The 11,167-nt window shown below is 70.8% G+C and carries 14 protein-coding genes and 1 tRNA gene; 5 read left to right on the top strand and 10 right to left on the bottom strand.

Annotated elements, in window-relative coordinates; all coding sequences use genetic code 11:
* Window positions 1-18 precede the first annotated feature (18 nt).
* Complete coding sequence (locus NJ4_RS13415) at window positions 19-1,038, top strand: SGNH/GDSL hydrolase family protein (protein WP_067435812.1); 1,020 nt, start codon at window positions 19-21, stop codon at window positions 1,036-1,038.
* Between the two features lie 7 nt (window positions 1,039-1,045).
* Here NJ4_RS13415 and NJ4_RS13420 read toward each other — a convergent pair whose 3' ends face one another.
* On the bottom strand, window positions 1,046-1,480 hold the full coding sequence (locus NJ4_RS13420; RefSeq protein ID WP_067435814.1) for a hypothetical protein: 435 nt from the start codon (window positions 1,478-1,480) through the stop codon (window positions 1,046-1,048).
* Between the two features lie 163 nt (window positions 1,481-1,643).
* Between NJ4_RS13420 and NJ4_RS13425 the strand changes: the two genes are divergently transcribed.
* The 4 genes from NJ4_RS13425 to NJ4_RS13440 are packed head-to-tail and all read left to right on the top strand — an operon-like array spanning window position 1,644 to window position 5,648.
* The gene (locus tag NJ4_RS13425) at window positions 1,644-2,399 is read left to right on the top strand and encodes an ABC transporter ATP-binding protein (RefSeq protein ID WP_067435818.1); all 756 of its coding nucleotides are present in this window, start codon (window positions 1,644-1,646) and stop codon (window positions 2,397-2,399) included.
* Window positions 2,396-3,745 (top strand): FtsX-like permease family protein, encoded by a 1,350-nt coding sequence (locus tag NJ4_RS13430; protein ID WP_067435822.1) that lies wholly within the window; start codon window positions 2,396-2,398, stop codon window positions 3,743-3,745. Before NJ4_RS13425 ends, NJ4_RS13430 begins: the two co-directional genes overlap by 4 nt.
* Before the next feature lie 29 nt (window positions 3,746-3,774).
* The gene (locus tag NJ4_RS13435; RefSeq protein ID WP_157551124.1) at window positions 3,775-5,040 is read left to right on the top strand and encodes a sensor histidine kinase; all 1,266 of its coding nucleotides are present in this window, start codon (window positions 3,775-3,777) and stop codon (window positions 5,038-5,040) included.
* Window positions 4,992-5,648, top strand: a complete 657-nt coding sequence (locus NJ4_RS13440; RefSeq protein WP_067435825.1) for a response regulator — start codon at window positions 4,992-4,994, stop codon at window positions 5,646-5,648. The genes NJ4_RS13435 and NJ4_RS13440 overlap by 49 nt, the downstream gene beginning before the upstream one ends.
* An 82-nt stretch (window positions 5,649-5,730) precedes the next feature.
* On the opposite strand, the gene NJ4_RS13445 is transcribed toward NJ4_RS13440, so the two are convergent.
* The 9 genes from NJ4_RS13445 to NJ4_RS13485 form a co-directional block, all read right to left on the bottom strand.
* On the bottom strand, window positions 5,731-6,573 hold the full coding sequence (locus NJ4_RS13445) for a Bax inhibitor-1/YccA family protein (RefSeq protein ID WP_067435827.1): 843 nt from the start codon (window positions 6,571-6,573) through the stop codon (window positions 5,731-5,733).
* Window positions 6,574-6,730: 157 nt separating this feature from the next.
* Window positions 6,731-6,804 (bottom strand) — tRNA-Leu (locus tag NJ4_RS13450).
* Between the two features lie 6 nt (window positions 6,805-6,810).
* Entirely contained in the window at window positions 6,811-7,392 is a 582-nt protein-coding gene (def, locus tag NJ4_RS13455; RefSeq protein ID WP_067435828.1) for a peptide deformylase, read from the bottom strand.
* On the bottom strand, window positions 7,389-7,907 hold the full coding sequence (locus NJ4_RS13460; protein ID WP_067435832.1) for a glycine cleavage system protein R: 519 nt from the start codon (window positions 7,905-7,907) through the stop codon (window positions 7,389-7,391). The genes def and NJ4_RS13460 overlap by 4 nt, the downstream gene beginning before the upstream one ends.
* Complete coding sequence (locus tag NJ4_RS13465) at window positions 7,904-8,737, bottom strand: uracil-DNA glycosylase (RefSeq protein WP_067435835.1); 834 nt, start codon at window positions 8,735-8,737, stop codon at window positions 7,904-7,906. The genes NJ4_RS13460 and NJ4_RS13465 overlap by 4 nt, the downstream gene beginning before the upstream one ends.
* A 7-nt stretch (window positions 8,738-8,744) precedes the next feature.
* Window positions 8,745-9,041, bottom strand: a complete 297-nt coding sequence (locus NJ4_RS13470; RefSeq protein WP_067435838.1) for a hypothetical protein — start codon at window positions 9,039-9,041, stop codon at window positions 8,745-8,747.
* 131 nt (window positions 9,042-9,172) lie between these two features.
* The gene (locus NJ4_RS13475) at window positions 9,173-10,102 is read right to left on the bottom strand and encodes a Ppx/GppA phosphatase family protein (protein WP_281178316.1); all 930 of its coding nucleotides are present in this window, start codon (window positions 10,100-10,102) and stop codon (window positions 9,173-9,175) included.
* Between the two features lie 70 nt (window positions 10,103-10,172).
* Window positions 10,173-10,685, bottom strand: coding sequence for a DUF501 domain-containing protein (locus NJ4_RS13480; RefSeq protein ID WP_067435844.1), 513 nt, complete (start codon window positions 10,683-10,685; stop codon window positions 10,173-10,175).
* On the bottom strand, window positions 10,682-11,167 hold a 486-nt coding region (locus NJ4_RS13485; protein ID WP_157551125.1), incomplete at its 5' end, for an FtsB family cell division protein. The genes NJ4_RS13480 and NJ4_RS13485, both read right to left, overlap by 4 nt.

The following is an 11,167-nucleotide window of genomic DNA, read 5'->3' on the forward strand; positions in this document are numbered from 1 at the left end:
ATCGGTAGACTGGGGCCCGTGGGGAAGACAGCGGCAGCCAAGAAGCTCGCCTCTGCCGCGATGTACGGCGGCGGGGGCCTCTCTGCGTTGGGCGCCGGGCTGTACGGCGTGCTGCGCGCCGAGGCGATCCTGGCCCGCAAGGCGATCGGCGACGCCGACGGGGATCCGCCGAACGCGACCGGCTGGTACGGCCGCGGGAGACCCGGCCCGGCCCTGAAGGTCGCGCTGATCGGCGACTCCAGCGCGGCCGGCTACGGCGTCGCCCGCGTTGTCGAGACCCCGGGTGCCAACCTGGCCAGCGGGCTGGCCGAGCGCGCCGACCGACGCGTCTATCTCCGCTCCTTCGCCGTCGTCGGCGCTCAGTCCAAGGACCTTGCCGCCCAGGTCGAGCAGGCCCTGCCGATCGAGCCGGATGTCGCCGTGATCTTCATCGGCGCCAACGACGTCACCCACACCGTGCGGCCCTCCCAGTCGGTGGCGCTGCTCTCCGAGGCGGTCCGACGGCTTCGCAACGCCGGCGTCGCGGTCGTGGTCGGCACGTGTCCGGACCTGGGCACCATCAAGCCGATCAACCCGCCGCTCAAGCAGGTGGCCCGCACCTGGTCGCGGCGGTTGGCCGCGGCCCAGGCGATCGCCGTGGTCGAGGCCGGCGGTCGCACCGTGTCGCTCGGCTCCATCCTCGGGCCGGAGTTCGCGGCCGCCCCCGCCCTGCTCTTCGGACCCGACCAGTTCCACCCCTCGGCCGACGGCTACTCATCGCTGGCCGCGGTCGTCCTCCCGTCGGTGATGGCCGCGCTCGACCTGGTCCCGGAGCACGAGGCCGGTCCGGAGGCGTTGCGTGGCGAGGGCATCCTCCCGATCGCCCGCGCGGCAGTCGAAGCCGCCCGCACCCCCGGAACCGAGCTGGACGGCACCGAGGTGGCCGGCTCGCGTCGCGGCGTACGCGGTCTGTGGGTCGAGCTGCGGCACCGCCGTCGTCACCCGAGCACGACGACCGAGGCACCGCACGAGGCCGAGGCTGCCCACAGCGAGAAGTAGTCAGGGCCTACTCGGTCGGGTTCTCGCAGTGGAAGACACCGCGCGGCCCGCCGGCGTGGTACTCGTACTCCTGACCGTCGGCTGCGAGGACGACACGCTGGCCCTCGACAAGTGCCTGGGTGTACATCGAGCCGGGTTGCGCGCAGCCGATGCTCCCGTCACGCCAGGTGACCGGCTCGACCCGAACGACGTCGATCTCGCTGTCGGCGACGCCCAACGTGGCGGCCAGGTCCGCCACCGCGTCCTGCGCGACCTGCGGCTGTCCTGGCGCGGACGACGATGCCGACCCCGACGCGGAGACCGGGTCCGAGGGATCAGTCGACTCGCTCATGGTGTCCTCCGCGGTGGTGTCGTCGGTCCCGGATGATTCCGTGCCACATCCGCCCAGGGCCAGCGTGCCAGAGACCGCCAGCACGGCCGCGGCGTACCGCCAGATCCTCATCGCGCCCTCCCCCGTCCATGATTCCCGGTCACTCGTGGCCACGGTGCACTCCCTGAAAGGTTCGCACACCGAGGAGTCGGGCCGGAGAAGTAGGGATTTCCCCACCTGTGTTGGCGGTGTGCACCCATCGAATCGCTGGCCTCGCGCAAATAGCGTCGGTGGCATGACCTCCACACCAGCACTCACCGTCCACGCCCTCACCCGTTCGTACGGCGACGCAGCCAACCCGGTCCGCGCCCTCGACGGCATCGACCTCAGCATCCCGACCGGCAGCTTCACCGCCGTAATGGGCCCCTCCGGCTCCGGGAAGTCCACGTTCCTCAACTGCGCCGCCGGCCTCGAACGCCCCGACGGCGGCCGGGTGCTGATCGGTGGCGATGACGTCACCGACTGGTCGGAGTCGCAGCGCACCACGCTGCGCCGTGACCGCATCGGCATCGTCTTCCAGGACTTCCACCTGATGCCCTACCTGACCGCGGAGCAGAACGTCGCTCTCCCCCGACGGTTGGCCGGCGGCCGAGTCGACAAGCAGCTCGTGCGGGATCTGCTCGGTCGGGTCGGGCTCGCCGAGAGGCGCGGCCACCTCCCCGGCCAGCTCTCCGGCGGCCAGCAGCAGCGTGTGGCGATCGCCCGTGCCCTGGTCGGCCGCCCGGCCGTGCTGCTGGCCGACGAACCGACCGGCGCGCTCGACTCCACCAGTGCCCGCGAGATCCTCGAGCTGATGCGGCACAGTGTTGACGAGCTGGGCCAGACCGTCGTCATGGTCACCCACGACCCCGTCGCCGCGTCGTACGCCGACTCCGTGATCTTCCTGGTCGACGGCGGGGTTGCCGGCCGGATGGCCCGACCGACCGCCGACGCGGTGGCCAGCCAGATGGCCCACCTCGACGACCTGGTGATGGCGGGGGCGGCGTCATGATCGGCCTGGCCCTGCGCTCGCTGGCCGCTCGCCGAACGGCGTTCACCGCGACGTTCGCCTCGATCTTCTTCGGCACCGTGCTGATCGGGTCGTTCGCGACCCTGCTCGAGACCTCGTTCACCGACATGGCCGAGGTCGACCAGGACACGCTCTTCATCATGGGTGCCGTGGTCGGCAGCTGGGGCACGATCATCGTGCTCTTCTCCCTCGCCTCCACGCTCGGCATCGCCGTGCGCCAACGCGACGTCGAGATCGCCCTGCTCCGCACCATCGGCGCCTCGCCGCGCCAGGCCCGGCGGATGATCCGCATCGAGACGTTCGTGGTTGCGCTGGTCGCCTCGGCCCTGGGAGCCGGTGCCGCCTGGTTGGGCGGACGCGCGCTCTTCACGATGATCCGTGAGGGCGGCATGGTCGCCGACACCGTCGACTACGCCGGCGGCCTCACCTCCTTGGGCATCACGATGCTCGCCGTGCTCGCCACCAGCCTGGTCTCGGCGACGATCGCCGGACGCAAGGCGACCAGCGGCGCCGCCACCATCGCCCTGACCGACGGCAACTCCGGCACCCAGAAGATGCGGTGGTGGCGCGTGCTCGTCGCCGTCCTGCTGATCGGCTACGGGATCACGATGGCGGTCGTCACGATCACGGTCACCGCCCACTCCGACGATCCCTACGACGCGATGGCCACCTCTGGATCCAGCTCGATCCTCGTCGCGGCAGGCCTGGCCTGCATCGCTCCCTTGTTGCTGCGCTGGGCGGCCACACTGGTCCGTCCGCTCGTCGGACGCGCGGGAAGCACCGGCCATCTGGCGGCGTACAACACCTCGCGCCGGGCGCCACTGCTGGCCGGCGTGCTCGCCCCCGTGATCGTGTTCAGTGCGGCCAGCACCGGCACCCTGATGGCGGTCGGCATCGACGGCCGGACGCTGGCCGAGTCGACCCCCGACTCCGACACGATCACCATGCTCAACAACGTCGTGGTCGGCATGATCTCGCTGTTCGCCGCGATCATGGTCGTCAACGCGTTCGGCGCCGTCGTCGCGCACCGCCGTGGTGAGCTGGCCCGGCTGCGCCTGCTGGGCGCCACTCCCGAGCAGGTGCGAGGATCCGTGGTCGCCGAGGCCGCCATCGTCGCGGTGGTCGGCGTCGTCGTCGGGTCCGTCGCCGCGCTGGCCACGATCGTGCCGTTCTCGATCGCCCGCGACGAGGGCCTCGTCCCCGACGGACAGCTGTGGCTCCCGCCGCTGCTGGCGATCGTCGCCATTGCCATCACGCTGGCCTCGGCCACGGTCGCCGTACGACGCACGACGGGGCAGCCCCTGGCCGTGGCGGGCCTGGGCCGATGAGCCTCGGCGGAGTGACAGACTCGGGGACCATGCCCCTGCCCTTGCCGCGGATCGAGTCGATCAGGCCCACGCCGGTGAACCGCGACGCGTTCGTCGAGCGGCTGAGGTTGACCGGTGTCAGCCTCGGGCAGGCACTCCTGGCGATTCCCGCACTGGTGCTGGGGATTCTCACCCTGCTGGCCTGGCCGTTGCTGCTCGTCGTGGCCGGCATCGGTCTGGCCCACCTCGCCGTCCCGGCCACCGAGCAGCTGACCCGCCTGCACCGGTGGGCCGCGGGCCGGCTGCTCGGTGAGGAGATCGGCAGCGGGTACGCCGACACCGCGGGAACGAACCCACTGACCCGGGCGGTGGTGTGGTTGCGTGATCCGGCCCGATGGCGAGACTTCGCCTTCCTGTGGTTCTCCGCCACCGGCGGGTTCGTGCTCTCGATGGTGCCGATCGGGCTGCTCACCGCACCGGTCGTGCACCTGCTCGGTCTGCTGATCGATCCCGGCTGGGCGTGGGCCGTCCTGCTGTTGCTCTCCGGCCCGATGGTGATCGTCTGGTGGCTGGTGACCCCGGCCCTGGTGCGGGCCCGGGCGTTGGCCGAGCGCAGCATCCTGGGCCACTCGCGCGTCGTGATGCTCGAGCGTCGGGTCGAGGAGGTCGCGGTGTCCCGGTCGGAGGCCCTCGATCACTCCGCCGCCGAGGTGCGCCGCATCGAGCGCGACCTGCACGACGGCGCCCAGGCCCGCATCGCCGCGGTCGGGATGAATGTCGGGCTGGCCGAGAAGCTGCTCGCCACCGATCCGGCCGCCGCCGCGGAGTTGCTGAAGGAGGCGCGTGAGACAACGGTCTCCGCCCTCGAGGACCTGCGTTCGGTGGTGCGCGGCATCCACCCGCCCGTGCTCGCCGACCGCGGTCTGGCCGGCGCGATCGAGGCGATAGCGATGGCGATCCCGATGCCGGTGACTCTCGCGATGGACATCGACGGCGAACTGCCCGCACCGGTCGAGTCGGCGGCGTACTTCGCGCTCACCGAGTGCCTGACGAACGTCGTCAAGCACGCCGGGGCCACCCGGGCCTGGGTGACCGGGACGTACGACGGCAGGTTGCTGCGGTTGGTCGTGGGTGACGACGGACGCGGCGGCGCGAACCGCGACGGATCCGGCTTGGCCGGTGTGGTGCGCCGGTTGCTGGCCTTCGACGGCACCATGGACCTGACCAGCCCTCTCGGGGGACCCACCGTCGTGACCATGGAGCTGCCGTGCCCCACCGCCCACGGATCGTCCTCGCCGAAGACCAGGCCCTCCTGAGAGCTGGGCTGACCCGGATTCTCCAGGCCACCGGCTTCGAGATCGTCGCCGCCGTCGACAACGCCCCGGCGCTCACCGAGGCCCTGACCTCACCGGACATCGACGCTGCGGTGGTCGACGTACGCATGCCGCCGTCGTTCTCCAACGAGGGCCTGGCCGCGGCCATCGCAGCCCGGGCGGCGCGGCCGGGGTTTCCGGTGCTGGTGCTCAGCCAGTACGTCGAACAGCTCTACGCCCGCGAGCTGCTGGCCAGCGGCGAGGGTGCGGTCGGCTACCTGCTCAAGGACCGGGTGTCCGACGTCGACAACTTCGTGGCCTCGCTGGAGCAGGTCATTGCCGGCGGCACCGTGCTCGACCCCGAGGTGGTGGCTGAGCTGGTGGGAGGCGTCTCCCGTGACCACCCGCTGGAGCGGCTCACCGAGCGCGAGCGCGAGACGCTGACCCTGATGGCCGAAGGACGGTCGAACGCCGCCATCGCGGCGCGCATGTTCGTCACCGAGAAGGCGGTCGGCAAGCACATCAACAGCATCTTCACCAAGCTCGACCTCCCCCAGGCCTCCGACGACAACCGTCGCGTGCTCGCCGTCCTCACCTGGCTCGAGGGCTGAGACCCCAGAAATGCCGAGCGGCGCGGCCCGCCCGAGGGCAGTCCGCGCCGCGTGGCGACGTACGTCGATCAGTGCTGAGTGATCAGTCCTGGCTGAAGAACGCCAGGATGCGCAGCAGGTTGGTGTAGATCCACACCAGGCTCACGGTCATCGCGAACGCGGCACGCCACGACTCCTTCTCGGGGAGGCCGGCGGCGACGCCCTTCTCCACGAAGTCGAAGTCCATGATCAGCATGAAGACACCGAGGATCAGACCGGCGAAGGCGGTGACCATGCCGAGCTTACTGACCCCGAACAGGCCGATCTGGGCACCGAACATGCCGAGCACGAGCTCCATCAGGCCGAGGCCGATCATGCCGAAGACCGCCGCGATCACGAACTTCTGGAACTTGGCGGTGACCTTGATGTTGAAGAACTTGTAGGCCGCGAGCGTGCCGGCGAAGGCCGCGAACGTGCCGATCACGGCACCGCTGACCACTCCATCACCGAACTGCGCGTCGAACAGCTTGCTGATGCCGCCGAGGGCGACACCCTCGAGGGCGCAGAAGAGGAGCACGAGGGCCGGGCTGATGCTGCGCTTGAAGGAGTTGACCATCGAGAGCGCGAAGGCGCCCAGCGAGCCGATGCCGACAGCGGCCATCAGCGGGCCGAGGTCGGCCCCGCCTTCAACGTCAGGGGTGAGGATCCACGTGGCGAGCGCGGTGACGATCACCAGGCCGAGCGACATCGCGGTCTTCTGCACGACCGAGTCGATCGTCATGCGGCCCTGGTCGACCTGGCCCTGTCCGTAGCCGGTCTGGCCCGGCGTGCCGGTTCCCCACTGGGACGGGTCGGTCATGGTCTGCGACTGGCCGTAGCCCGCATAGGAGTTGGCCTGCCCGTTGAACTCGGGCGATCGGTTGAACACCGGGTTGTTGCTCTTCATGTGGTCTCCTCCTTGGAGGCCGGTCGGGGCCGTCGCTCTGACGACTCCCACGTGCACCTTCAGTCTAGGCGGTGGGTACATGGTTGAGAACGAACGGCCTCGAGCAGTTGTTCCCCCCTCGGTCACCGTGACACCTCGACCGAGTCGTCCGGATCGGTACCCCCGGTGGGGTTCGAACCCACACTGGATCGCTTTTAAGGCGACTGCCTCTGCCGATTGGGCTACGGGGGCGTGGGCTCAAAGATAGGTCTTGCGGGCGTGGATCGCGTGTGCGCCGGCGGCGCGGTCGAGGAACAGCAGCCCCTCGCAGTGGTCGATCTCGTGCTGCAGCGCCCGCGCCTCGAACGCGTTCGCCTGCAGGGTCACGGTCTCGCCGGTGCCCGGCAGCTGGCCGCGTACGACGAGCCGGGTGGCCCGCTTCACGTCACCGGTGAGGTCGGGGACACTCATGCACCCCTCACGAGCCCTCTCGTTGCGTGAGGACTCGACGACCTCCGCGTTGCACAGCACGAAGGTGCCGTGGTGGCCGCGGGTCTTCGGGTGCTCGGAGACGTCGACACAGAACACCTTCACCGACTCCCCCACCTGCGGTGCGGCCAGCCCGACGCAGCCCGGCGAGACCCGCATCGTGGCGACCAGGTCGGCGGCCAGCTGCACGATCTCCGGGTCGGTCGGGTCGACGGCGGCACCCACACTCGAGAGGACCGGAGCCGGTGCGGTGACCACCTCGAGCAGGTTGCCCGAGACACCGAGGTCGGTCTCGGTCCACCTCGCGACGACAGGGTTGACGGCGTCACCCCCCGGTGTGGACGAGCTCACAGGTCGTCGGCCTCGACCTCGTGCAGGCTCACGCCCACGCCGAGCTCGGCGGCGGTGCCGCTCAGGGTGGTGCGCAGGCCCTCCACGTCGACGTCACGAGGCAGGTCCACCTCGGCCACCAGCACGTAGAGGTCGCCGGAGAGCCGGGTGGTCAGGTCGGTGATGTTGCCGCCGACCTCGGCGACCCGCGAGACCACCGACGAGACGATGCCAGGCCGGTCGCCGCCGTGCACGCTGAGCACCCACGAGGAACCATCGGTGGCCACGGCGCGCTCCTCGGGCAGATCCCCGACCGAGACGGTGAGGTCGCCGCTCGCCGACAGCGGGGCCAGCGCGGCCTCGACCTCGGCAGCGTCGGCGTCACCGGCGCTGATCAGGGTCATCGCGAAGTGGCCACGCAGCAGCGTCATCGAGGAGTCCTCGAGGTTCAGCCCGAGCCCACCGAGGATCGCGGTGGCTTCGGCGATGATGCCCGGGCGGTCCTGGCCGAGGACGGTGATGGCGTGGAGGGTCACGCCCCAGATTGTGCCAGCACCATCGCCCGGCGCAGGACGGTGTCGGTCATCTCCTCGGTCAGCCGTCCGGTGAAGGTGTTCTGCTGGCTGGGGTGGAAGCAGCCGATCAGGGTGACGTCGTCGGCGATGGTGGTCTCCGCCCCATGGCCGAACTTCGGTTTCGGCCGCGGGACGTCGTACCCGGCCGCCTTGAAGGAACGCAGGGTGGCGTCCCACCCGTAGCCGCCCAGGGCCAGCACCACCCGCACCGACGGAGCCAGGAGCGTGACCTCGCGCTCGATCCAGGGCGAGCAGGTGTTGCGCTCCTCGGTGGTCGGCCGGTTGTCCGGCGGGGCGCAGCGCACGGTCGCGACCATGCGCGCGTCGATCAACGCCTGCCCGTCGCCGGCATGCTCCGAGGTGGTCTGCGCGGCAAGCCCGACCCGGTGCATGGCCGCGAAGAGCCAGTCGCCGGAGCGGTCTCCTGTGAAGATGCGACCGGTCCGGTTGCCGCCGTTCGCGGCGGGCGCCAGACCCACGACGAGGATCGCCGCCTCTGGGTCTCCCCAGCCGGCGATCGGGCGCCCCCAGTAGGGCTGGTCGGCGAAGCTGGCTCGTTTGGTGTGGGCGACGTCCTCACGCCAGGCGACCAGGCGGGGGCAGGCGCTGCAGACCGAGACCCGCGCGTCGAGCTCGTCGAGGGTCGCCCGCGCCGCCAGCCGTCGTACGTCGTCCGCGTCGTGGGCGACCGGCGTGCCGGCCACTGCCGGGTCGTCCGGCCAGCCGGTGCCCGGTGGCACGGGCGAGGCGAACGGTTGCCCGGTCAGTGGGTGCGGCAGCAGCTCAGGCATGTGCCTGTCAGGAGCCCGTTCCGTTGGAGCCGACCTCGGGCGCGAGGTGGGCACCGCCCGCCTCGGAGCCACCGAAGGGCAGCTTCTCCGCGGCCGCGCTGGCCACGTGAGCGGCCTTCTCCTTCACCACCGGGGCCTGCGCCCGGACCGTCTCCTCGGCCTTGGCCACCCCGGCCTGCACCGGCGAGCTCTGTCGAACCTTGTCGGCGGTGCGTGCGATCTGCTCGTAGCGCTCCCGTCCGGCCTTGGCGCCCAGGACGTACCCGACACCGATCAGGACGGCGATCTTCAGCAACTTCATCATCTGGCGACTCCTCCACGAGAACAGGTGTGTCACCACAGTAGCCATGGGCGAACACTCCGACGCTGAAGGGTTTCGCCCAGCATCTGCGTGAAACCCTTCAGGGTCGGCACGGACGCCTCACCGAGGACACCTCACGCCAGCGACCAGGCGATGCCGTCGAGGATGTCGGACTCGGAGACCACCAACGAGTCGACCGACGTACGGCGCAGCACCCGGTCGAGGATCAGCGCACCGGCACCGATCACGTCGGCCCGGCCCGGATGCATGTAGGGCAGGGCGAGCCGCTCCTCGACGGTCATCGCCAGCAGCCGCTGCGTGAAGGCGTGCACGTCCGCCACCGCGATCACGGCCTGGTCGGTGCGGTCACGGTCGTACGCCGGCAGGTCCAGGACGCCGGACGCGATGGTGATGATCGTGCCCGCGACGCCGACGACGGTGGCCGCGTCTCCTGCAGGGACGGGGCATTGGTCGAGGTGGGCGTCGACGTCGGTCGTGGCGGCGGCGATCTCGGCGGCCGTCGGCGGGTCGGAGTGGAGGTGTCGTTCGTGCATGCGGACCGAGCCGATGTTCATGCTGAACTCGCTCGCGGGGACGGCAGAGCCGAGGATCAGCTCGGTCGACCCGCCACCGATGTCGACCACCAGCACGGGGGCGGCCGGCTTGTCGCGCAGGTTGCGCACGGCGCCGTCGAAGGCGAGCCGGGCCTCCTCGTGACCCGCGACCACCTCGGGTTCGATGCCGAGTCGCTCACGCACCCCGGCCACGAACACGTCGGCGTTGGACGCGTCCCGGCTGGCCGAGGTCGCACAGAACCTGATCTTCGTGACCGGGTGCTGCTCGATCAGGGCGGCGTACTCGTCGATCGCCGCGAACGTGCGCGCCAGCGCCTCGTCGGCCAGCCGGCCGGTGCGATCGACGTCCTGGCCCAGGCGCACCATGCGGGTCTCGCGGACGAGCACCTCGGGCAGGTCGGCGATCATCAGCTTGATCGTGTTCGTGCCGCAGTCGATCGCCGCCACGGTGTTCGTCTCGGCACTGGTCTGCTCGCCCGGGGTCGTCACGGGCGCCATCGTAGGCGGGCGCCCCAGGGGGCCGAGGAGCACACAGGCGGGCCGCACGAAGCAGGCGAGGTCAGCCGTGGTCGGACGGCGAGACGCAGGGGCCGGACTTCCACCAGTCGCCGAGCACCTCGAGCACCTCGTCACCCAGCGGGTTCACCCCCGGGCCCTGGGCCAGTGACTGCCCGGCCAGCACGTGGAGGCACTTGACCCGGTTCGGCATGCCGCCGGCCGAGATGCCCTCGATCTCGGGCACGCTCTGGCCGGTCTCGGCAGCGATGGCGGTGCGGGCCGCAAGGTAGGCCTCGTGCGCGGCGGCGTACTGCTCGGCAAGAGCGGGGTCGTCGGCGAGACGCTGCTGCATCTCCTTCATCAGCCCGGAGGCCTCGAGCGTGCCGATCCGCGACGCGGCGCGTGGGCAGGTGAGGTAGTAGGTCGTCGGGAAGGGGGTGCCGTTGTCGAGTCGCGGCTCGGTGGTCGCCACGTCGGGGTTGCCGCACGGGCAACGGTGGCCGATCTCGTGGATGGAACGCGGCTCCCGGCCGAGCTGGGCCGCGATCGCGGCGGCGTCTGCGGGTTCGATCATTGCGTCGGGGTGATCCGGTCGGGAGGAGTGTCGGCCTTGCCCTGGTCGGGGTGGCCGGCCGCCTCCACGGACTTCCAGGCGGCTCCCCACCAGGCCTGCGGCTTCTTCTTCGGGAGGTCGCCGGCATCGGTGAGCTGGTCGGCGGAGTCGAGGGGCTCGCCGTTCTCGTCGAGCACCTTGAAGCCGGTCTCGCCCGGCATGATGTAGTTCAGCCGCTCCCGGGCCTGGGCCTTGACGTAGGCGTCGTCGTCCCAGCGCCGCTTCTCGCGCTCGAGCTGGCCGATGTCCTGGTTGGTCTCGTCGATCTGCGAGTGCAGGTCGGAGATGTGGTCCTGCTGCTGAAGGTAGGCCCGCATCGAGGACGCGAACGACACGGTCAGCACCGCCAGCACGAGCACGAGCACGGTGCCGCGCCCGGTCAGCTTCGGGCGGACCGGCCTGCGACGTGGGGCCGGGCGGCGTGAGGCGCCGGCAGGGGCGGC

The sequence above is a fragment of the Nocardioides jensenii JCM 1364 = NBRC 14755 genome, assembly GCF_001552535.1.
In the GTDB taxonomy this organism is placed as follows: Bacteria; Actinomycetota; Actinomycetes; order Propionibacteriales; family Nocardioidaceae; genus Nocardioides; species Nocardioides jensenii.

What these genes read in the sequence shown, in the direction of transcription:
- NJ4_RS13430 (WP_067435822.1), top strand. Translation starts at nt 2,396, where the DNA reads ATGATCGGCCTGGCCCTGCGCTCGCTGGCCGCTCGCCGAACGGCGTTC.
- NJ4_RS13470 (WP_067435838.1), bottom strand. Translation starts at nt 9,041, where the DNA reads ATGATGAAGTTGCTGAAGATCGCCGTCCTGATCGGTGTCGGGTACGTC.
- NJ4_RS13425 (WP_067435818.1), top strand. Translation starts at nt 1,644, where the DNA reads ATGACCTCCACACCAGCACTCACCGTCCACGCCCTCACCCGTTCGTAC.
- NJ4_RS13435 (WP_157551124.1), top strand. Translation starts at nt 3,775, where the DNA reads ATGCCCCTGCCCTTGCCGCGGATCGAGTCGATCAGGCCCACGCCGGTG.
- NJ4_RS13480 (WP_067435844.1), bottom strand. Translation starts at nt 10,685, where the DNA reads ATGATCGAACCCGCAGACGCCGCCGCGATCGCGGCCCAGCTCGGCCGG.
- NJ4_RS13420 (WP_067435814.1), bottom strand. Translation starts at nt 1,480, where the DNA reads ATGAGGATCTGGCGGTACGCCGCGGCCGTGCTGGCGGTCTCTGGCACG.
- NJ4_RS13465 (WP_067435835.1), bottom strand. Translation starts at nt 8,737, where the DNA reads ATGCCTGAGCTGCTGCCGCACCCACTGACCGGGCAACCGTTCGCCTCG.
- NJ4_RS13445 (WP_067435827.1), bottom strand. Translation starts at nt 6,573, where the DNA reads ATGAAGAGCAACAACCCGGTGTTCAACCGATCGCCCGAGTTCAACGGG.